The following is a 20,809-nucleotide window of genomic DNA, read 5'->3' as shown; positions in this document are numbered from 1 at the left end:
GCTATCGGGCTCCTGTGTCGTAAGCAGCGAGGTCGCTGTCGAGCGACCAGATCAGCACGCGCGACATGGGGTGTCGGTCGCTGGTTTGCTCCCACTCTTTGATGATGGAGAGGTCGCTGAGACTGACGCCTTCGCGGGTTTGGCGGTCTGATTTGTTGCGCTGCGCATAGTCTGGGAAATCACCCAGCCATCGGAGAAAGACTTCGCTGTCTGGAAAGTAGGTTGTTTTAAATGGCGCTTGATTGTTAAAGGCCTGTGTCACCTGTTCAACCAATGACTGAGCGAATTGACGACGCAGGCGGCCATCGGTCAGGTCGGCAATGTGGTCCCCTGTTTCCCAAATGGTGGCCATTGGCAGAAGGAAATAGTCGCCGCTCTCAACCCGAACGGCAAATTCATCCAAGATTTCATCTCGGTCTTGATTGAAACCTGGCACATCGAGAACATTCAAATAAACCGATGTATCCAGTAATACGATGTCACTCATTGCTGGCTCCCGATCGCATCTTGGCCAGCCAATCCAGGGCACGCTGCTTACGGTCTTCACCGGTTGGATGGTGTTTGACGAAGCGCTCCAACGCGCCAGAGGTCATCAGGTGGCCCAAGGTGCCCTGGGCGATCAGTTCTGGGTAATCGGGCACATCGGCCAGGCGCACCAAGCGGCTGGCGCCGTCTTCTGGGTGGCGATAACAAAACACCACATCGGGCACGGCGCTGTCGGGTAGCGCATCGAGCATGGCCGGATTGTGGGTGGAGAGCAGCACGCGCAAATCGCGCTGGCTGGCGATGCTTTGAATCTGTTGCAGCAGATGGTGAGCCCGGCTGGGGTGTACGCCGTTGTCAATTTCCTCGATGACCACCAGGCTGCCTTCCGGAGCTGACAGCATTGCGGCGGCAATAGCCAGAACACGCAAGGTGCCGTCGGAGAGCAAAGAAGCATCTCGCTGATCTGTCCTGCCACCAAAGGTCTCGGTGAGCTGAACCATCACGCCACCGCGCGGCTCCTCTAGGAAAGACAGGCCGGCGATATCTTGCTCGGGCAAACTTTGAATGAAACTCAGAATGGCGGTACGGTTGCTGGCATAAGGCTCATTCTGAGCTTGTTCCTCACGCCCCCACAGATTGAATAACACCGCCGAGACGTTGCGGCCGTTGCCTTGCAAGTCTTTGTCAGAAGGAAACGCATACTCGCGCATCTGCGCTGGTACAGGATCGAGAAAAAGAATGGCAGAAAGCCACCGCTCCAAGTCTTTTGTAACCGGGGGGATACGCTCCCGAGAGCTTTTATGCTTAGCTTCGAAAGTAGCTTGGCTGGTGAGCTGGGTAAAAATGGCAGTTTGGTCAGTGCAAGTTATATGCGGCTTATTTCGCCCGTTTGCAAAATTGTTGTAGGCCACACCCGCGTCCGTACTTTGCCCATTGGACGGCTGATCCAACGTATACAGCGGTACTTTTGCCCCGTCGTGAGTTAGCGTCTCCTTGGTGATGTGCAAGCCATCAGCACGGCGGCTTAGATTCATACTGAGATGGTTCCACTCGGTAGCGTTTGTGTACACGCCTAGGCCAAATGAATCACAACGTTGATAGGCCAAATCCTCCTGTTTTCCGCGCACCACCTGATCGCCACTTTGTACAGCAAACCGGATAGCCGAAAGTTTTTGCCCTTGAGCCAGCCAGGACAAAAGTCGCAAGCCTTCGATGACATTGCTCTTACCTGAGGCATTAGCACCGATCAGTACCGTCAGTGCAGACAGCGGTAATGTTGCCTGTCGGTAGCTTTTGAAGTCTTCCAAAGTGATGGCCGTGAGCATGGTCACTCTCCTTTGAGCGCAAATGACACTTCGATCTCGGCATACAGCGCGAGCTGAGCCTTGATTTCGTGGAGCTGCTGAATCAGCGCGTCGATGTCTGCCGCCGAGGTCATCTTCACCGGCACGGCGATGGACTTGGTGAGCTTGGCGGGGCCTTTCTCGCCTGTCTTGGCCCGCTCTTCCTCCATGCGCTGGCGCAGGCGCTCCTGGCCCTGGCGCTGGATCGACCGTTTCAGGTCGTCGAGGGTGCTGTTGATGTCGTAGTCGCGGGCCAACAGCTTCTTGAGTCCAGCCAGATCCTGCGTTGCTGCCAGGGCGAGCCCGTCCAGCCGGTTCACGGCGTTGCCGCGCTCCTCCTGGGTGAGCTCTTCCCACTCGGGGATGCGCTGCAGATCCTCGACACCTTCCTTCAAACGCAGCTTTTGCTGATCGGAGAGCGTGATGACCGCATCGCGCACGCGGCCCTTCAGATGGGTGAGCTGCGAATTGAAGTCGGCGGTGTGTTTGTAAAAGTCCTCTTTGCCCAAGCGCTCCGACAGGGTTCCCAGGTCTTCGGCGAGTTCGCGGCGCAGCTCCCCTGGCACGCCGGTGTCCGGCAAGGCCTCGATGTCGCGGCGATGGGCTTGCAAGTCACGCAGGGTGGCGTCGAGCCCGTTGTCGAGCGCCCGCTTCACTTCGAGTGCCCACTTGAGGTTGTCGTAAATGGCGGACGTTTCGGCACCCAGGCGCTGCGGGGCGTCGGAGGCATCGGTGAACAGGACATCGGCAATGTCCTGGTTCAAAGTGCGGATGCGGTCACTGCCTGCCAGCCCAAGGCCACTGAGCTTTTCGGCCAAGGAACCATAATCGTGCTGGAAGCGCGGGAAGTGCTTTGCCGCCGCCTTGCTGATCTCTTGTTCCAGCGGGATCACCATGTCGCCCACCAGTTCGGTGAGCCTTTCAGCGGCACGTCCGAGCGTTTCGATGGACGGGCGCTCATCGCGCAGCGCGACGCCGATCTGCTTGAAGGAGTTGTTGGTCTTCAGGGCGTCGATCGCCTGCTGCCCTGCAGCCGTGACCTCACGCCCGGATACCTTGAGTTTGATTTCACCCGCCATGAGCATGGCGGCCACGATGTAGCGCGTGGTATCGGGTGACCAGCCAAACGGATCATTGCTGAAATCGTCGAGCAGCCGCTTGCCATCGACGGTACCGCGTTTGTCGATGTAGTCGCGGATGCTGATCATCGCCTTGTGGTCGGTCTTAAACGAGGCACGACCCGCGACGGTTTGCACCAGGCCGAGCGGGTCCAGCGCACTGCTGATGGCGGCGGGATTCGCGACCTTGAGGAATTTCTCGGCGGTGTCGGTTCCCGCACGTACCGGCGCTTCTACGTACCGGTCGAACACTTGGTCGGCCACGTCAGAGAGCAGCTTCTTGGCGGCCTCCAGCAAATCAGCATCCAGTGCCGACACCGCCGTGGCCTGGCCACGGAACACGAACGAGCCGGCTTGCAGAGTTTGTTTGATCTTGCTCTGGAGCTGGGTCGCCAGCTTGGCAGCACGGTCGAGCTGGCCGGTGCAGTAGTCTTTGACCTCTTGGTCTGGCTCGTTGCGGTGCAGTTCGGCAATGCGCTGGCAGCGATAGATTTCGTTCGCCAGATCGTCGAGTTCGGAATTGGCGCGAGCCAAGAGCCCGATGACATTCCGACCGGCCCGACTACGGGAGTCATCCAGCATCCGGTTCTTGGCGGTGTCGTAGTCGCTGGCAGGCACCAACTCGACAACGGTCTGGATGGTGCTCTGATCACCAGCCAGGCTGGTGATGGCGCTGCCGGCCTGGACCTTCAGGCCCGTTGCGACGGCCATCGTACCGTGGAGGCTGACACGGGGCAGCGGATCGAAGGACTCGCGCAGCGCATCGTTGAAAATGCGCTTCACATCCACGGTGCGCAACGCAATGGCGCCACGCTCCTGCTCTATATCCCGCAGCTTCTCGCTGAGGAACACCAGGTTGCCATCCTTCTCGCCCAGCGGCACATGCACGTCGTTCAGCATCTCTTCGACGGCTTTCTTGACCGTATCGAGCTGGGATGCTGCCGTGACGGAGGGATGCATCAGGCTGGCGACGTTCTGCACCGACACCGGCAGGTTGCCGAGGATCTGCAGGACGGCGACGGACTTGGCGATGTCCTGATGGAGTTGCGAGTCCGGGAAGCGAATCTGCACCTTGCCGACCGCCTGGTGGATGGACGTGAAAGCGCGGCGAATGTCCTTTTCCAGTTCGTCGTACAGCGTCACCGTGGTGGCGAGCCAACCCACGGGCTGATCGGCCATGGCCTTGGAGCCGCCTTCACCCTTGAGGACATCCTGGATCACCTTGATCGCAGAGCGCAGGCCGATACCGCCGGTGGACTTGGCGAGCGCGCCGAGTAGGTGCAGCAGGATGTCGAAGTGCGCCGGCAGGAATGGGTAGAGATTGGTGAAACTCTCTTTGCTGAAGTCCGCGTCGTAATACTTGGCGTCTTGCAACTTGGTGTTGTGTCGCAGTGCCTGACCATGGGCATCGAACAGCTTGGCAAGCTCGGTCTCGCCCGCTGGCGATTTACCGAGCAGACGGCGGTAGCAGATTTCTTTGATGTCACTCGATTCGAGGTCGATCTGGATTGGGAAGCGGTCTTTCAGCTTGTAGAGCTTGTCGGAGTTCAGCGCGGCGCGTGGGTCGTCTTCCGTCAGCGTCTGCTGCGCGGTAGAGATGATCCATGCCTTGCCGTCGCCCAGCCGCTTGAGGTTCTTGGCCAGGCCATCGAGGTTGAGGATCAGGTTGTCGCGAGAGGCCACGTACTGACCGACCTCGTCGACAATGAAAATGATGTTCTGCTTGCCGCTTTTTTCGCGGACGATGTCGATCATCTCCTGCACGCGCTGGTCTTCGAACTGGAAGAAGCCCTCGGTGCTGGAAGAGAAGGACTTGGCCTCGGGGAAGAGTGCCGGGTACATCTCGTGGGCGATTTTTGGGATCAGCCCGTCGATGGCCAACGGGTTGTTCTGCACGCGCGCCCAGGTTGCACCCGGCAGCGCTTGGGCGATACGGTCGTGCAGCTCGGGGGTGCGACCGTCTTTCTCGACCATGCGCTCGAAGGCCGCGACCTTGAGGTTTCGTGAGTAGCCGGCCCACTGCAGCACCTTGAAATAGAGGACGGTGGAGACGTCTTCCATGGTGGCGCCGGCGAGCATTTCACTGGCCAGGTCCAGCATCACCACGGCGGCCGGGAAGCGCTTCGCCACCGTGCTGAGGAGCGCCTTGGTCTGTGGCTTGTGCAGGCGGTCTTGCAGGTAGTTGATGAACGGTGTGCCGTCGATAGTGCGCTGATCATCGAAAGCCAAGCCGAGGTACTTGGTGAACGAGCTCTTACCGGAGCCGTAGAAGCCAGAGACCCAGACGCCTACCTCATTTTCGCCACCAGACTCCATCGCCAGCTGCATGCGATCGAGAAGCTTGCGGAACTGCTCCTCGATGCTCTCGGTGACCACGTATTCGGAGATCTCAGCCTTGAGGCGGCCTTCTTGCGAGGCGCCATAGGTGATGACCTTCTCGATGGTCCGGTAGATGTCCTTGCTTGGGTCGAAGAGTGAGCGAATGGTCATAGGTTTATCCCAGGGTTCTTTTGTCTGTTCAGCCGCCGACGTGGACGGAGCGGTAATTACCGTCTTCCGGGTAGAAGCCAAGAAACTTCAGGCGCGTCTTGCCGGTTCGCACGCCGGGGTACAGAAAAATCGTCGGCACATGAAACTTGCCCTGGAGCTGACTCTCGATGGCACCGATCCGCATGAACGGGTGCAGTGCCTCAAGGTCCGTTACCAAGAGCAGCGCGTTCTGTTGGCCTTCGAGCGGCTGCAGGGCATCCTCAAGTCGCTTCAACAGGCCGTTATCCGCCGTCAGGATGTCCGCTAGCGCTTTGTTGGTACGTGGCCAATCCAGTGGTGCTGACTTGTCTTCCATCACGCAGAGCGACCAGAACGGGTCGTCTTTGAGCAGTGCCCAGAGCTGTTCGGCGATGGAGAACGTGTGCACGTCCCAGCCTTCCTGGTGCAGTTTGGCCACCCAAGCGGGTGTTTGCCGCTTCACCTCGAGGATTTGCTCTGGCGGGAAGACCAAGTAGTAGATCGGCTCGAAGCTCGCATGGCCGAGCTCGCGCCCGTGGCGGATGCGCTCGCGCAACTCGTCGAAATCAGCTTTGAGTGAGGACATCGCAGAGCGCCTCCATGTTTTGTTGTTTCCAACTGATGCGAATCACATCACCCGCCGCTTGGACGATGAGCAACCCTTTCAGCGAAAGTCGCTTGAGCTCTTCCAGCACGTCTTCCCGTGCGAGGCCAAACAGCTGCCAGTCTTCATGGGTCAGCAACGCGTTATCACCGACGCCGGAAAAGTGCAGCTCATAGGCTAGATATGCAGCCGCAGACGGCGAGATGCGAAACGGCAGGATGCGGCGGCTTGAGCGCAATCCGCGCTCAAGCATTCCGTAGTCGGCACAGCATCCGGTCAGATAGGCGGAGACGCGCCGCACCGTGGTTTCCGACCAGCGCTTGATGGTTTTGCCGTCATCGATACCTCGCTCGACAAAGGTGCGAGCATCCTCATTGGTGATCTGGGTGTATCCACCTGCGTACCGGATCCAGTAAACGTGGCGCACGAAGTCTCCAAGGATCGGGTTGGATCGACTCGTAAACACGAGCATGAGCTGCGTCAGGTCGGCAGTAGAGATCGTTGTGGACAGGCGCTTGAGGTGTGCGGCTGGCGCGCCGTCTGACACCAGGTAACGAGGAGCGAAGCATTCGACGACGATGTTGCGCAGTCGGCGCGCTGTAACGGTGGGGAATCGACCCGATTCCAGTGCGACCTGATGCAACTGGTTGGCCGACATGCCAGGCGACCACAGTTCGAGCAGCGTCTTGGTCTCATTGACGAGCCCAAGGCCTGCTTGCAACTGAGTCGTGTAGGGCTTGTTGTCGACCACGATCACCCCACCAGATACGGGTATGTTTTGGTGTTCTGCGTGAACGCGGAGAGGTAGCCTGCTGCGATGGCATTCAGGGTGTCGGTGGAATCGAGATCCTTGATGCTCCCGACCGCCGTCGGACCCACGCTGGACGTGCCGCCCGTGGCGGCCAATCGCTTCAACGCATCCAGTGCAGCTTCTTTGCTCAGTGGCGCCTGACTGGCGATCTCCTCTCCCACGCTGCTTTGCAGGGTCGCGTGCAGGTCTTGCTCGACCTCCTCGGGCAACCGGAACAGGTGGTAGCTACCCACGCTCAAATGCTCGTCGTGCAATCGTCTGGCGGCCTCCAGCACGCCGTGGTACTGAGCAAGGCGAGATGTCTTGGAAAAAACAGGCTCCAGGAAGAGCCGGCTTGATGCCTCATAGAAAGCCGTTGGCCACCAGGCGCACTGAGCACGTTCTCCGAGGAAGCCGACGAGGAGCCTCATTAGCAGCAGGGTAGACAGGTAGGACTCCTTCATTTCATTTCTCTTTGTTCGTAGGTTTTGCCGACTCAGCCCGCGTAGGGTGATGCATTTGTTGATCAGTCATTAGCTGCTCCTGCACCAGAACTTTCTGGTGCAGCATATCCCGGTGCCAGTACAGCATTGCGCACACCGTAGATAGCAAGGTGGTCTCTCAGCCAAAGCCGGTACTCATGCCCGCGCAGGCTGTGATCAGGGGAGCAGTCGACACTCCATTTACGTAGGACGTATCCAGCCGTGGCAGCGCGCAGTTTCATCCGCAGCATGCCGTCGCGCATGCCGTAATCCATTTCGGTGATCTCCGGCCGGGGCTGATCCGGGTGCGGCACCAACTCCAGTTCGACGATCCGCGTCCACTGAACGTCTTGATCGCTGATCTCATTGGCTGCAACTGGCTGCCCCTGAAGCAGGACAGGGTTCTTGATCCGGGTGATGACGAAATCCCGGAACTCCTTCGACTCCCGGTCGAAGGCCCGGACATGCCAGCGCAGGCCGTTGTCGATCAGCGCGAACGGGACGATCTGTCGCTCGGTGCGGCCTCTGGAGAGGGAGTAGTACTCGATGCCCAACGGACATTCCTGATGGATTGCCCGGGTCACGCTCGCAAGGGTGTCCAGATCTGGATCGGTGAGCCGAGACAGGCTCTCGCTGACAACCCACGCATTGAGCCGCATCGGCTCGCCGTCACCAAATCCCTGAGTCAGCCACGACAGCACCCGCTCCGGGGGGAATTCAAAGACCGGCTGGAAGCCTGGCGCCAAGACGTAGGACTTTGCCTTGGAGTCGTAGTCGATGTTGCCAGGGGCCAACTCCTTGTACAGCGCCAGATCCCTGGATGCGGCGGCAGACCCGATGCCAAACCGCGTGACCAAATCCTGGCGGCGTATCTCCCCGATGAAGCGCAGGCGCAACTCCACAAACGCGAGTCGGTCGCGCTGCGGCTGGGTTAAATCTGCAAGCTGTTCGTTTGGCATCTGGCCTCGCTCGCTATGGTTATCGCATGTATACGACAGCAATTTCCGCAAGTATATGACTCAAAACAATATCCATCTATGACCTTTTTAATACCAACATCAGCATCTTTATGATAACAATACCCCCGCGACGATCAGACGATCAACACTGCCTACGAAAAATTTCGCTTAGATGCCCCTCAAGGCGGTGATGTCGGGTCAATAAGGATTACTGGAACGTCCTGCCCCCGCATACCTGCCCTCGGCGGGAGTCGGCTTTGGTCGATAACAAGGGGCGGCCACTGCCCCCAGTGCTACGTGTTCTGAACCCGCCTGACCTGGAGAGCGAAGCCGCGTGGCAACAGATCGCCCCTATAGCTACTTGCCAAGCCCGCAGCGCCCAACGATGCTTGCAAAGTTATGCTTGCCCGTTAGAACCGGCCCAGGACTCCAAGACACCCTTACGCGACGGGGTTTGCCGGAGGTATTGATGAAGACGGAGAAGGTGCTGCCGCGTTTCACGATGAGTTCAAAATCCTGATGCCCGAGCCAGGGCATCCGGTGGTGAGATGGCGTTACGCCTCGGGTAAGCGGCAGCCGTGTAATTTGGCAAGCAGTCCGGGGAGCCGATACAGCACAGCACCCAGTGCATCGCCTGTGTTCGACGCTGACGGTGCATCCAAGCAGTTACAGCCTGGGAGCAGCACCCCGTCCCCAGAGCGTGCGGCGGACGATTAGCGCGCTGAGGTGCGCCCATCATGCATACCGAGAGCCCCGTGGGCTCGTCGATGGCTACCAACAGATCCGCAACGATCTGAACGACCTTGGCGAGCTTTGTGGCAGGCTCCGCGTCCGCGGTTGATGCGTTTGGCCGGCGATTTCTCATTCAATATGGAGCAATGGATTAACCTGGCCGTTGAGGCCATGAGCCACGCGAGGTTAATCCCGTTTGATGGAGCCTCCGATGCGCGGAGATAAAGGTCTTCCGCGCGCGATCCCCGGACCCGCAAGACGAGGTGTTGTTATCGTCGCCACGGCATCATTACCCGATGGCACTTCAGCCAACCTGCAAGGCAATAGCTGAAGGAACGAACTTCCAGCACCGTGATAATCCTTTTGAGTACCCAACTGTCGACGCTGACGAGCAACCGTTCAATAATCATCCGATGGCAAACTTGCAAGCAAGCCCTGGTCGTCGTCACATGAGTTGATCCGATACGTTAAGCCAGGATCAGCATAGTTCGCGGCAACTCACCATCCCGCGAGACTTTATACGACGGGCACCCAGGTTCCCCTACGGGTCACAGCCAACTCACGTCCGGCCGCAACCAACCGAGTGATGACTAACGTATCCACCGACAATGGCGCCGTCGAGGCAGTATTCAGAGCATCGACGCCCCCAAAAGGTGCGCCAGTGGCTGACCACCGTAGGCCCCATTAATTCACTATTGGCAATCAACTGCGGCAAACGGAAGCAAACCTGCAGCAGGTTCTCATGACCTCAACGTCGAGAAGCGGACGTCTGGCGCCGTCCTTCAAAAACCGCTGACCAGGGCGGCCGGCGGGACGACTCACTGCAAGCCGGCATCAGCCGGCCTGGGTGCAAACCTCCCCTTCATGGCTCCGCACCAGCACAGCACTCCATGCGCTCCCTCCTCACAAAGAAGGCCACCACCCTCGCGCAACACAAGTAAGGACAACCTTGCCTGAGCGAAGGAGGGGAAGGACGCCACGCCCAAAAAGACAGCTACCTGAGGATAAAGAGGCTAGAAAAGGCTAGAGGCGCGCAGGCACATAGAAAAACGCCCTCCACCGCAGGTCAATATGCCGATACGACGGCCTCCACGAACTGTGGAGTTCAGGTTTCTCTGCTGCGGAGTTCAGGCACAAAGGCTGTGGTGTTCAGCAAAATTGCCTGTCGCGTTCAGGTCGGCCAGCTTGCGAGCCGGGATACTGCTCGGCCCCCCTTAGCGGGTGGTCTCCCATCGAACTAGGGCCCGTACCACAGCAGGCGGACCGTTTGTGCCTATACAGTCCCCCCGTAATCGAGCTTCCCTGAAATGATCACCTCTTCCCGCCTTGCACCTGGCAAGACTCAGCTCAGCACGTGCGCCCCTAGCCAACTCCATCAGCAGTTCTACAGCGCTTGCGCCCAACGTGGGATAACTGCTTCCGACATGCTTCGGACGCTGATGGAACGTTTCGTTCAAATGTCCTCGGAGCGGCCGAATGGTCAAGCGTAAGCCCCAGGCCGACCGTATCGCTGAGCTCCAGGCTCTGGCTGACAGCACTGCGGAGGCTGCTCTCGGCGCCGAACCGGCCTATCAGACAACGGTACTCAACGCGGCGGAGACGATAAAGCACATCGCCAGCAACATGAGTCGCAAGAACATTGCGCCGGCGCCCGCGGTTCTGACTCTTCCGGACAATGCAACCGCCCAGGAGCTGCGCAGTGCCCGCACGAAGCAGGCGGCCCGCCGCGGCCAGGATGTGTATTTGCCGAACTGGTCGAGCACGGCCCGTGCGCTGCCCGACGTCTTCCTGCGCACCGCTCTCTTCTCCTCGAGCTCGTCGGTTCAGAAGCAGAACGACCAAGTACTTGCCGGCGACCTGCCCTTAGTGGTGACCAACGACGAGATTGCCTCCTTCAGCGGCATCAGCTTCTTCTTCAGCGGATACCGCCTGTGTCAGTACGACCGCCAGGTCTACGCCACCTGTCTGGACTACTACCGCGAGCAGCCGCTGGCAACGGACGACTGCCCCCGGCACATCCGGACTAGCTTCCACGCGTTTGCCAGCCGAATGGGCGGCACGCACAACGCGAAGACCTACCGGAGCATCCGGGCCAGCCTGCTGCGGCTAAGTTTCGCCCAGATTCGCCTGCGCTCCGATTGTCTCAACATCGAGGTCCCCAAGCTGCTGTCGGTGGGCTTTGAGGACGACCACCCGGCCGAGGAGATGAAGGGTGCCAACGTCGTGCTGCTGTGCGTGCCCGAACCGGTAGCCGAGCTTTTTGGGGTGGCGTCCTGGACGGCAATCGACCGTCAGGCGGTCGACTACGATGGCTTGCGTGGCTGGCTGGCCAACTTCTACGCGACGCACAAGAAGGCTAAGTGGCTTCCCATAGAGACGCTCTACCGGCTGTCCGGCTACGAGTCCAAGATGAGCAACTTCCGGGGTAGTGTCGTGAAGGCGCTCGACAAGCTCAAGGAGCCTGGCACCCCTGTGTGCAGCCGGGTGGCCAAGTACCACTTCAGCAAAGACAAGACCCGCCTCTATGTCGTCCGGGAAGCGTGGCCGACCAACGACGCCACCGAGGAGTAAGCAGGCGAACGGCACCCAGGACGAGCCCCCAGCCGATGGGCTCGTCAGTCTGCGATACCAAGAATCCGCTGATGAGCACGGCGCCATCCAGAGCCCCATCTTCAAGCCCCCACGGCACTCGGCAATAGAGGCGGAGACGGGCCTGCCCGCACAGCCAGTCTCCGCCACAAACTTTCTTGGCTCGCAGCAGACTCATCCCCCCCATCGCGCGCTATACGCCCTTACAACCCTGGCCCGCGATAACGCTACTCAGCCCTCCTGCCTGTCACGCAGAGGGGTGGAAAATGAAAGGAAATTACATTGGATTCAGCAACTTGGGAAACACGCGTTATTCCGTCGTTACTGGCGATAACGTCATCGAGGTCACACAGTTCAGCAGCGTGTTTGCGGGCTCCAACCCACCGGAGCTCCTCATGGCATTTCCTTACCTCGACCTCATCAACAAACTGAAGCAGAACTTCTCGATCGACGACAGCCCGACTGCCTCGGCAGTCCAGCAGTACCGCAATTACCTGAGCACCTTGAATGGCTACCTGGCGTTCTGCGGAAAAACCATCGAGTCGAACGTCGGCACGGAACTGGCCGGAAACTTCGATGCCAAGGTCCGGGACTATCTCGAAAGCATCACCGTGGCGCCTCGGACACGTCGCGACCGCAGGCTGCACCTCCAAGCGATTCAGAAGCTCTACCAGGCCTCGCTGACCGCTCGTCACACACCGCCGCCCGGCAAGCAATGCGGCCTGGGGGCTAGGCTCCGGCTGCTTATCGCCGAAACGGGCGTGCCGCCCAAGTCCTTGGCAAAGCAGGCGGGGGTAGACCCGACCACCCTGTGGCGCTGGCTGAGAGGCGCCACGCCGCGCGCCGATACGCTGCCCGCGTTGCGACGGCTCGAAGTAAGGCTCGGCCTTGCCCGCGACGCTCTCGTGAGCCTTATCGAGAAACCTGCGGACGAGCAGGCGGCGGCAGTAGCGATACCTGCTTATCGTCTCCGGATGGCAGAGCGAACACAGCACAACCTGCCGCTTCCCGAATCCGCCTTGGGTGCCTCCTTTTTGCAGGAATGGCGTGCCCTCTTCGACTACAAGATCAGTGATTTCCCTACCCTCGAGCGTCAATCGCGGGGGCATTGGCGCCTCATCCCGAGGGGCGTTTCTTCGACCCTCAGCCCCTTGGCCCAACGCGGACCGATGGTTTGTCCCACCGCTAACATCTTCATAGAGCGCATGCGGACCTTTCTAGGGGTACTGACCAACTTGCCGCCGGAGAAGGGAGGTATCGCTTGGAATGAATCCCCGCCGCAAACCCTTGCCTGGTGCGCCCACCCTCAGGCGCTCGAATGCTTCATGCAGTGGATGACCAGTCAGTCCAATGGCGTTCGACATAACGGGCAGAAGGTCTTCGCACGCGCAGTCTCCAGCCTGCTCCGCCCTCAGACCGGGTTCTTGTGGCAGCAGGCCGCCGTCTACCGGGTACGATTACCAGAGGGATTTCGGCCCGCAAGTGACGATGCCTGGCGGGAAATGTGTGCGAAGAGCCATAAATTCCTGCGCGACTATATCCGCAGTGCAACCAGTGTCAGTCGCAACCCCGCAGAGCCCATTGCGAACCTTCTGAACTCGCCAAATCCGCTCAAGCCGATTCGGGACGCGATTGCTCACATCGACACGGATGCCGCCAATGCTCCCCCTGGAAGCATCAGCGAAGCCAGACATAAGCGGAACGCACTTGTCCTCGCACTCTTGCTGTCCAACCCGATGCGAGTGCGAACCCTCGCCTCACTCACCTGGATGCCAAACGGCCACGGCACGGTCCGCGGAAGTCCGACAGAAGGTTGGCGTATCCAGCTGCAGCCGGTGCACCTGAAGACCGGCAACAGCAAGCAGTCCCGGGGATATTCGGTCAAAGTTGCGGACTGGGTCAAACCCATGATGGACGAGTACATCGAGGAGTACCGGGAGACCTTGCTGGCAGGTAAGGCCAGTACTTACCTGCTGGTCGGTGACGAGGACGGCGGAATCTGGGAGGGACTGAGCCGAACGGTGCGGCATCTGACGCGACGCTACATTCCTGGCTCGCCTGGCTTCGGTCCGCATGCCATGCGCCACCTCGTCGCCACGGACTGGCTTCGCAAACACCCCGGAGACTTCCTCACGGTGGCCGAACTGCTGAACGACAACTTGACGACTGTGCTGGAGAACTACGCCCATCTGCGCCGAGAAGACTCGTTCGCACGTTACGAGGCTTATCTCAACTCACTGGAATGAGCCTGCCCAGTCCTGCGACTGAACACGGCAGCACTGCGTAGCCCGCGTTATGAGGCGACCCTACGTTCTCGGTGGCGGTGAGCGCGTGCAGCCGAGACTCACAACTCGTCACGTAATGCAGCCTGGAGAACACGACTGAGTCCTCCAGGCTGCATTCCACACGAATCCGACATCCCGCACGAACTAATCAAACAATTTTCAGACAAAAATCTATCAATTAATACAAAATACAGACACATCATCAGGGCTTGAACGTGACAATCAAGCAGAAAACCGACATCTCGCTGCCAGAGATCCTGCTCACCGGTGAAGGCAACCCCACCGCAGACCGTCAGGTTCTTCGGCTTCTCGCCGAGGGGCAACTGCTGAAGCTGTACCAGGGGGTCTACACCAGCAATCTGACCAGCCCCCCGGAAGCGCTCGTGCTGCGTCACTGGGCGAAGATTGCGAGCCACCTTTTGCCCGGCGGCGTCCTCAGCTATCGGAGCGGGTATGACGCGAAGCCGGTTGAGGGGCGCCTTTACGTGACGCGTGGCAATCGACCGCGAACCCTGGAGCTGCCCGGCCTCGCCATCAAGATCATTCCGGGACAAGGCGCGGTGGAAGGCGATACGCCCTACAAGCGCCTGTTCCTCCCCAGCCAACCTCGCTGGCTGCTGGAGAACTTGGCGACGGGCCGTGGTGTGAGCGAGCGCGTGCTTCCCCAGGACGTGCTCGAGGCGGAGCTCGACAAGATGCTCTCGATCCGCGGGGAGGATCGGTTCAATCAACTCCGGGATGCCTGTCGCACGCTGGCTGACACCCTGGGTCGAGAAAAGGAGTTCAAGCGACTGGACGCCATCATGGGCGCCCTGCTGGAAGCCGACGAGAACAAGAAACGATATGGCAAGTCTGTGCTGGCACGTGCCGCCGGCCGCTCCTCTGACCCGGACCGCCTCGCCCTGTTCGACACGCTATTCAGCCGGCTGCGCTCGGAGGCCTTGCCGGAAGTGGCCGCCACCGCGGAAGCTGGCGTCGCGCGCGAGAACTTCGCGTTCTTCGAAGCCTACTTCTCGAACTACATCGAAGGCACCACGTTTCTGGTCAGCGAAGCCGAAGAGATCGTATTCGAAGGCCGCCTCATCCCGAACCGGCTGGAAGACGCCCACGACTTTCTGGGGACCTTCCAGAGCGCGATGCATCAGCCATGGCGCGATCAGCCCGCGAACACGGCGGACGATTTCCTGCACGGGCTCAAGAGTGTCAATGCGCTGGTCATGCAGTCCCGACCGGACAAGCACCCAGGAGAGTGGAAAAGCCGTAACAACCAGGCCGGCGCGACGCCCTTCGTAGCCCCCGAGCTCGTGCAGGGCACGCTGCGGGAGGGGTTCGAGCGGATTCAGGCGTTGGAAGACCCGCTCGCCCGCGCGCTGATGACCATGTTCATCGTCTCCGAGGTGCATCCCTTCCTGGATGGGAATGGGAGAACGGCGCGCTTGGCCATGAACTGTGTCCTGAGCGCCGCCGGTCGGTCCCGCATCATCGTGCCGACGGTTTCCCGCGAGGATTACCTGCTGCCGCTGAAGCGCCTGTCGGGCCACGCCGACGCCACGCCTTACCTCCGCACGATGCTCCGCCTCCATGACTGGACGGCAGCGTTCGACTACACCCAACCACGACACCTGCTCTACGAAGCGTTCAAGCGGAGCAATGCCTTCGAGACGGACTTACGAAACTTCCGGTTGGTGTTTCCAGAGCCCCACGCAAGAAGCGCATGAATCGACGGTCGAGCGCCTTCATGGCCGCAGGGCAGACTGACAGGTTCGCTTTCGCAGCCAGACATGGAAGAAGCCCGGGATGGCATAGGCTCTCCCGGGCTTCTCTTTTTTTCCTGCGCTAGATCCTTGCGTCAGCGTTCCGTAGGGCAGCGTCCATCCGCCACCTTGAACACCGCATTGCGATCCCGCTTGCCGCCCGCGATGACCACAACCAGTTGCTGGCCCCGCATCTCATAGACCAGTCGGTGCCCACCCCTGCGGAGCGCTATTTCATAGCGGTCCGGATGCCCCCCGAGCTTGGCTGCCGGCACGGGCAGCTTTTTCAGACGCTCGGCCAGCAGCGTCTTGAACTGCGCCCGGACGCTGCCGTCGAGTGTTCTCCACTCGGCCAGGACCTCATCGATGAAGCCAAGCTCATAGTTCATCGAGCGTCCCCCGGGTAACGCGCTGGCTGGCACGCGTATCGGCAAGGAGATTGAGCTCCAGGTCCTTCAAGCGGTCCATCAGCGCTACGTAGGCCTTTGCGGGAACACAATAGAACACAGGCGCGCTGCGATTCAGAATTGCAACGGGCATGCCCTCCCCCGCCGCAACCGTACCCATGGGGTTGCGCTTCAGTTCGGAAACGGTCGCGGTAGTTTCCGCCAGAATCAGGTGTGCCATCTCGGCCTCCAGGACGCGCTCAAAGGGGAGTGCTTGCTCAGCATCACTGCGTCGCCGGGCACGGCCACAAAGCCGTATCCGATGAGCGCATCACGCACCGGCCCGTACACCTCATCGACGATCAGCGCCTCGCCACAGAGCAAACCACACAGCTTGAGGTAGGCCCGGAACCAGCCGCACCGGCGATAGCGCGGCGGGACGTAGACGTCAGTAACCACCAACACGTCCTTGAAGGTGCCAACGCCTGGCACCGGCAACTCGGGCTCGTACTCGAGCGACACCCGAAAGCCGTGGTGGCGCAGATGCACCGCACGGGATGCGGGCGCTTCCGAAACGGCCAGGATGAACTCAACCGTCTTCAGTTCGACCGAAGGTACATGCGCACCGCCTGCCATCATGCGGCCCTCCTGCGGAAGTCGACCGGGATGATGGTGCCCGAGCGAGCGCCAGCCGCCGGCCTGGGTGCCGAAGTGATCTCAGCCACACGGGCGCCTCCCAAGCCCTCGGTGCCGACAGGCGCTTCCGGCTCCAGACTGCGAGGCCCCTTGGGTGTTTCAAGCGAGGCGTGTGCTCGCGCCTCGAGCGCCGCGTCCATCGCGGCCGTCACACCCATTTCGTAGCCGGCCGCCGTGTGCGCCACGGGCAATGGCTCCTTGTGCATCATCGTCGCGACCTGCGTCGCCTGGATGTTCACGTACCGCATCGCCATCTGGGCCGTCTTGTGACCCGTGATGACCATCAGCACCGGCAGATTGCCCTCGAACTCAAGCGCAAAGCGGGTCGCCGAGGTGTGCCGCAAGTCATGCAGCCCGACGTCCGTCAAACCCGCCTTTCTGCAGGACACCGCCCATGCTTTCTTGACCGCCTCGTAGGTCGTCGGAAACACCTTGTCGTCGGGCAGCGGAGGCGTGGGCGCATACTTCTTCAGTTGCGACAGGACGTGCAGGGCACCCGGCCCCAGAGGCACCTTACGACCGCCGGCTTTCGCATCCTGCAGCGTGAGCACACGCTGCCGCCAGTCGATGTCGCCCCAGCGCAGGTGCACCAGCGGTTCGCACGAGCGCATGGCGGTCTCGAGCATCAGACAGGCGAGCGGTGCCGCGTAAGGGTTGGGATAGGCCGCCAGGTGCACGGAGACCTTCTGCCACTCTTCGTTTGTGACGACACGGTCGCGCCCCGCCTCGACCGCGGGCATATCAAGTTCGGCACCGGCAGGATTCCCCCCCAGCCGTCGCCATTTCCACACGGCGCTGGCGTGCTTGAACAACCGGCGCAGCTCGGAACGCTCAAGGTGAATGGTCGCCGACTTCTTCCCCTCTGCACGTAACGCGTTGATGAGGGCCTGGACGTGATGCGTCGTCACATCGGCCATCATCGTGCCGGCCAACTGTTTGCGGGCCCGATCGCTCTGCGCGCTCTCCTTGCCCAAGCGATGCCGGTGCGCGGTCAGCGACGCCGGGATGACCCGTACGGGCTCTTCAACGAAGGTGACGTCCCAATAGACACGCTTGCCCTCTTTCACAAGCGTCACCGGGGCGAGCTCGATGACGGGCAGCCTGAGCGCCCGCAGGTAGCGATTGATGCGCCGAACGTCCTGACTGGCACCCTTGAGGTACGGCAGGCGCTCCCTCGCATAATCCGAGAACGCCACCCCCACGCTGGTGCGATGCGCGCCGCGTCCGGACTGTGCGGGCGCAGCGCAGCGCTCGGCCTTGAGCGCATCCATCGCACGCGCAGCCTCGGTCTTGCTCCTGAAACCGGATCGGTACAGGGCTTCGCCCCGGATCCGTATCCGGAAGGCCCAGCCGACGCCTTCCTGGAAAGGCTTAGCCATGGCATCCGCCTTTCGAGGCGAGTGCCTCGGAAGGGGTCATGAAAAGGGCTATGAACAGATACATGAGCAACTCCACGAAGGTTGGAGTTGCGTATAGGTGCACACGGTGGGGATGAACCGTCGACATGCGCTGCAAGTGCGCACTGGGGCGCATGCAAACGCCATCGGCCACCGGCCCGTTTGACAGAAAAACGTCAGAACGAGGCACAAAAAGCACTTAGCCCAGCTTTATGGGCTGGGCTAAGTGCTTGATAATTCTTGGTGGCCAGTCGCGGAATCGAACCACGGACACGCGGATTTTCAATCCGCTGCTCTACCAACTGAGCTAACTGGCCGAAGAAGCGTGCATTATAGTGTGAATTCGGCGAACGTCAAGCACTTTGTCGCTTTGCCGACCACGCGATACATCGGCCGGGTAAAACGCGATGTGCGCCGAACGCTTGTCGCGCTGGCGCACATCGATTCTGCTTCAAGCCACCCCGCACGGATGCGGGGCGGTGCGAACTACTCAGTGACCAGACGCGCCGGCGGCACCGATACCGGTTTCGGAGCGAACCGACTGCGCCAGATAGCCGGCACGGTCTTCCTTGGCACGCGCGCTGTTGTCCAGGATGGAGAACAGCCAGATGCCGATGAAGCCCGCCGCCATCGAGAACAAGGCCGGCGAGGTGTAGGGGAACAGCGCGGAACCCTTCGGATTGCCCAGCGTCGCTTCCCACACCGACGGCGACACCACGGTCAGTGCTACGGCGGTGATCAGACCGAGGAAGCCACCCCAGCAGGCGCCGCGGGTCGTGCAGTCCTTCCACAACACCGACATGAACAGCACCGGGAAGTTGGCCGAGGCAGCGATCGCGAAGGCCAGCGACACCATGAAGGCGATGTTCTGCTTCTCGAAGGCGATGCCCAGCACCACCGCGATCACACCGAGGACAATGGTGGTGATGCGCGACACGCGCAGTTCGGCAGCCGAATCCGCGTTGCCGTTCTTGAACACCGTGGCGTAGAGGTCATGCGACACCGCCGAGGCGCCCGACAGGGTCAAACCGGCCACCACCGCGAGAATGGTCGCAAAGGCCACCGCCGAGATAAAGCCGAGGAAGACGTTGCCGCCGACCGCATTGGCGAGGTGGATAGCCGCCATGTTGCCGCCGCCGAGCAGACCGCCCTTGGCATCGAGGAACTGCGGATTGGTGGACACCAGCACGATCGCGCCGAAGCCGATGATGAAGGTAAGGATGTAGAAGTAGCCGATCCAGGTGGTTGCCCAGAACACCGACTTGCGTGCTTCCTTGGCATCCGGCACGGTGAAGAAGCGCATCAGGATGTGCGGCAAACCAGCAGTACCGAACATCAGCGCCATGCCGAAGGAGATCGCCGAGATCGGATCCTTGATGAAGGAGCCCGGCCCCATGATCGCCTGACCGATCACACCTGCTTCTTCCGGAGTCTTGCCGGCAACAGTGGCGACACCGGCCTTGACCTTGACCGCCTCGGCGAACAGCGCCTCGGGCGAGAAACCGTAGTTCAGCAGCACCATGAAGGCCATGAAGCTCGCACCGCCCAACAGCAGGCAGGCCTTGATGATCTGCACCCAGGTCGTCGCGGTCATGCCGCCGAACAACACGTAGACCATCATCAGCGCGCCGACGATGACCACAGCCATCCAGTACTCAAGGCCGAACAGCAGCTTGATCAGCTGGCCGGCACCGACCATCTGGGCGATCAGGTAGAAGGCCACCACGACCAGCGTGCCGGACGCGGCAAAGGCGCGGATCGGGGTCTGCTTGAAGCGGTAGGCGGCAACGTCGGCGAAGGTAAACTTGCCGAGGTTGCGCAGGCGCTCCGCCATCAGGAAGGTGATCACCGGCCAGCCGACGAGGAAGCCGATCGAGTAGATCAGGCCGTCATAGCCGTTGGCCATCACCGCGGCGGAAATACCGAGGAAGGACGCTGCCGACATGTAGTCGCCGGCGATCGCGAGGCCGTTCTGGAAGCCGGTGATACCGCCGCCCGCGGTGTAGAAATCGGCCGCCGACTTGGTCTTGGCTGCAGCCCACTTGGTGATGTAGAGGGTGGCAACCACGAACACGGCGAACATGATGATCGCGGTCCAGTTGGTGGCCTGCTTCTCGGCCTGGCCGAGGTCGCCACCGGCGGCGAGCGCCGCCGCCGACAGCCCGGCAAGCGCAAGGCCGCCGGCAAAACGCACATGACGACCGATCATTTGCTGCTCTCCTTGACGATGTCCGAGGTCAGCGCATCGAATTCCGAGTTGGCGCGGCGGACGTAGATGCCGGTGATGATGATGGTGAACACGATCACGCCGAAACCGACCGGGATGCCGAGTGTCATGACGCCCTCGCCGAGGCGGGCAGAGAACATCTCCTTGTCGAAGGCGATGATGGCGATGTAGCCGTAGTACACGATCATCATGATCGCGGTGAGCAGCCAGCCGAAGCTCGAGCGCGTGCTGGTCAGGCGCTGATACTTCGGGTTGGCGACGATTTTTGCCACCAGGTCGTCTTGCATGTCTCCCTCCTTAACACTATTGGTCAGGCCGGACTTACGCCCGGACAGGCTGCAAGTTATTCCCGGAGACTTACGACGGGCTTACGGTTTGTAAGATTTTTCCTTACACAACAGCGTCTTAACTGTAATTTAAATATTAATTGATGAAATGATTAAAAAATTGGAT

The 20,809-nt window shown here is 60.5% G+C and carries 16 protein-coding genes and 1 tRNA gene; 3 read left to right on the top strand and 14 right to left on the bottom strand.

The window, feature by feature from the left end:
• Position 1: 1 nt before the first annotated feature.
• From CJ010_RS05945 to CJ010_RS05915, 7 genes are all read right to left on the bottom strand, one after another.
• On the bottom strand, positions 2–487 hold the full coding sequence (locus CJ010_RS05945) for a hypothetical protein (RefSeq protein WP_141017184.1): 486 nt from the start codon (positions 485–487) through the stop codon (positions 2–4).
• Positions 480–1,811, bottom strand: a complete 1,332-nt coding sequence (locus tag CJ010_RS05940; RefSeq protein ID WP_141017183.1) for an AAA family ATPase — start codon at positions 1,809–1,811, stop codon at positions 480–482. The genes CJ010_RS05945 and CJ010_RS05940 overlap by 8 nt, the downstream gene beginning before the upstream one ends.
• A gap of 2 nt (positions 1,812–1,813) precedes the next feature.
• Entirely contained in the window at positions 1,814–5,437 is a 3,624-nt protein-coding gene (brxC, locus tag CJ010_RS05935) for a BREX system P-loop protein BrxC (protein WP_141017182.1), read from the bottom strand.
• A 28-nt stretch (positions 5,438–5,465) separates the two neighbouring features.
• Positions 5,466–6,041 (bottom strand): BREX protein BrxB domain-containing protein, encoded by a 576-nt coding sequence (locus CJ010_RS05930; RefSeq protein ID WP_021263471.1) that lies wholly within the window; start codon positions 6,039–6,041, stop codon positions 5,466–5,468.
• Complete coding sequence (locus tag CJ010_RS05925) at positions 6,022–6,810, bottom strand: DUF1819 family protein (RefSeq protein ID WP_141017181.1); 789 nt, start codon at positions 6,808–6,810, stop codon at positions 6,022–6,024. Before CJ010_RS05925 ends, CJ010_RS05930 begins: the two co-directional genes overlap by 20 nt.
• Before the next feature lie 2 nt (positions 6,811–6,812).
• On the bottom strand, positions 6,813–7,313 hold the full coding sequence (locus tag CJ010_RS05920) for a BrxE family protein (RefSeq protein ID WP_141017180.1): 501 nt from the start codon (positions 7,311–7,313) through the stop codon (positions 6,813–6,815).
• 62 nt (positions 7,314–7,375) lie between these two features.
• Entirely contained in the window at positions 7,376–8,290 is a 915-nt protein-coding gene (locus CJ010_RS05915) for a WYL domain-containing protein (RefSeq protein WP_141017179.1), read from the bottom strand.
• Positions 8,291–10,498: 2,208 nt separating this feature from the next.
• On the opposite strand from CJ010_RS05915, the gene CJ010_RS05910 reads away from it, so the two are divergent.
• The 3 genes from CJ010_RS05910 to CJ010_RS05900 all read left to right on the top strand — a co-directional run bounded on the left by CJ010_RS05910 (position 10,499) and on the right by CJ010_RS05900 (position 15,614).
• Entirely contained in the window at positions 10,499–11,593 is a 1,095-nt protein-coding gene (locus CJ010_RS05910; protein WP_141017178.1) for a hypothetical protein, read from the top strand.
• Positions 11,594–11,877: 284 nt separating this feature from the next.
• The gene (locus CJ010_RS05905; protein ID WP_141017177.1) at positions 11,878–13,857 is read left to right on the top strand and encodes a hypothetical protein; all 1,980 of its coding nucleotides are present in this window, start codon (positions 11,878–11,880) and stop codon (positions 13,855–13,857) included.
• A gap of 254 nt (positions 13,858–14,111) precedes the next feature.
• Complete coding sequence (locus tag CJ010_RS05900) at positions 14,112–15,614, top strand: Fic family protein (protein WP_141017176.1); 1,503 nt, start codon at positions 14,112–14,114, stop codon at positions 15,612–15,614.
• Positions 15,615–15,745: 131 nt separating this feature from the next.
• Here the strand turns inward: CJ010_RS05900 and CJ010_RS05895 are convergent, their stop codons facing one another.
• The 7 genes from CJ010_RS05895 to CJ010_RS05865 form a co-directional block, all read right to left on the bottom strand.
• The gene (locus CJ010_RS05895) at positions 15,746–16,039 is read right to left on the bottom strand and encodes a type II toxin-antitoxin system RelE/ParE family toxin (RefSeq protein ID WP_141017175.1); all 294 of its coding nucleotides are present in this window, start codon (positions 16,037–16,039) and stop codon (positions 15,746–15,748) included.
• On the bottom strand, positions 16,029–16,277 hold the full coding sequence (locus CJ010_RS05890; RefSeq protein ID WP_065339862.1) for a type II toxin-antitoxin system Phd/YefM family antitoxin: 249 nt from the start codon (positions 16,275–16,277) through the stop codon (positions 16,029–16,031). The genes CJ010_RS05895 and CJ010_RS05890 overlap by 11 nt, the downstream gene beginning before the upstream one ends.
• Positions 16,265–16,675 carry a hypothetical protein gene (locus CJ010_RS05885; protein ID WP_141017174.1) on the bottom strand — a complete coding sequence of 137 codons (411 nt, stop codon included), beginning with the start codon at positions 16,673–16,675 and terminating at the stop codon, positions 16,265–16,267. The genes CJ010_RS05890 and CJ010_RS05885 overlap by 13 nt, the downstream gene beginning before the upstream one ends.
• Positions 16,672–18,111 carry a site-specific integrase gene (locus CJ010_RS05880; RefSeq protein WP_141017173.1) on the bottom strand — a complete coding sequence of 480 codons (1,440 nt, stop codon included), beginning with the start codon at positions 18,109–18,111 and terminating at the stop codon, positions 16,672–16,674. The genes CJ010_RS05885 and CJ010_RS05880 overlap by 4 nt, the downstream gene beginning before the upstream one ends.
• A 259-nt stretch (positions 18,112–18,370) precedes the next feature.
• Positions 18,371–18,446 (bottom strand) — tRNA-Phe (locus CJ010_RS05875).
• 173 nt (positions 18,447–18,619) lie between these two features.
• Entirely contained in the window at positions 18,620–20,338 is a 1,719-nt protein-coding gene (locus CJ010_RS05870) for a cation acetate symporter (RefSeq protein ID WP_141017172.1), read from the bottom strand.
• Positions 20,335–20,643: a DUF485 domain-containing protein gene (locus tag CJ010_RS05865; RefSeq protein ID WP_141017171.1), complete on the bottom strand. Its 309-nt coding sequence runs from the start codon at positions 20,641–20,643 to the stop codon at positions 20,335–20,337. The genes CJ010_RS05870 and CJ010_RS05865 overlap by 4 nt, the downstream gene beginning before the upstream one ends.
• Between the last annotated feature and the right edge of the window lie 166 nt (positions 20,644–20,809).

Source organism: Azoarcus sp. DD4 (assembly GCF_006496635.1).
GTDB lineage: Bacteria > Pseudomonadota > Gammaproteobacteria > Burkholderiales > Rhodocyclaceae > Azoarcus.
This window is presented reverse-complemented; position numbering and strand designations above follow the sequence as displayed.

What these genes read in the sequence shown, in the direction of transcription:
- CJ010_RS05945 (WP_141017184.1), bottom strand. Translation starts at nt 487, where the DNA reads ATGAGTGACATCGTATTACTGGATACATCGGTTTATTTGAATGTTCTC.
- CJ010_RS05940 (WP_141017183.1), bottom strand. Translation starts at nt 1,811, where the DNA reads ATGCTCACGGCCATCACTTTGGAAGACTTCAAAAGCTACCGACAGGCA.
- brxC (WP_141017182.1), bottom strand. Translation starts at nt 5,437, where the DNA reads ATGACCATTCGCTCACTCTTCGACCCAAGCAAGGACATCTACCGGACC.
- CJ010_RS05930 (WP_021263471.1), bottom strand. Translation starts at nt 6,041, where the DNA reads ATGTCCTCACTCAAAGCTGATTTCGACGAGTTGCGCGAGCGCATCCGC.
- CJ010_RS05920 (WP_141017180.1), bottom strand. Translation starts at nt 7,313, where the DNA reads ATGAAGGAGTCCTACCTGTCTACCCTGCTGCTAATGAGGCTCCTCGTC.
- CJ010_RS05915 (WP_141017179.1), bottom strand. Translation starts at nt 8,290, where the DNA reads ATGCCAAACGAACAGCTTGCAGATTTAACCCAGCCGCAGCGCGACCGA.
- CJ010_RS05910 (WP_141017178.1), top strand. Translation starts at nt 10,499, where the DNA reads ATGGTCAAGCGTAAGCCCCAGGCCGACCGTATCGCTGAGCTCCAGGCT.
- CJ010_RS05905 (WP_141017177.1), top strand. Translation starts at nt 11,878, where the DNA reads ATGAAAGGAAATTACATTGGATTCAGCAACTTGGGAAACACGCGTTAT.
- CJ010_RS05895 (WP_141017175.1), bottom strand. Translation starts at nt 16,039, where the DNA reads ATGAACTATGAGCTTGGCTTCATCGATGAGGTCCTGGCCGAGTGGAGA.
- CJ010_RS05890 (WP_065339862.1), bottom strand. Translation starts at nt 16,277, where the DNA reads ATGGCACACCTGATTCTGGCGGAAACTACCGCGACCGTTTCCGAACTG.
- CJ010_RS05885 (WP_141017174.1), bottom strand. Translation starts at nt 16,675, where the DNA reads ATGATGGCAGGCGGTGCGCATGTACCTTCGGTCGAACTGAAGACGGTT.
- CJ010_RS05880 (WP_141017173.1), bottom strand. Translation starts at nt 18,111, where the DNA reads ATGGCTAAGCCTTTCCAGGAAGGCGTCGGCTGGGCCTTCCGGATACGG.
- CJ010_RS05870 (WP_141017172.1), bottom strand. Translation starts at nt 20,338, where the DNA reads ATGATCGGTCGTCATGTGCGTTTTGCCGGCGGCCTTGCGCTTGCCGGG.
- CJ010_RS05865 (WP_141017171.1), bottom strand. Translation starts at nt 20,643, where the DNA reads ATGCAAGACGACCTGGTGGCAAAAATCGTCGCCAACCCGAAGTATCAG.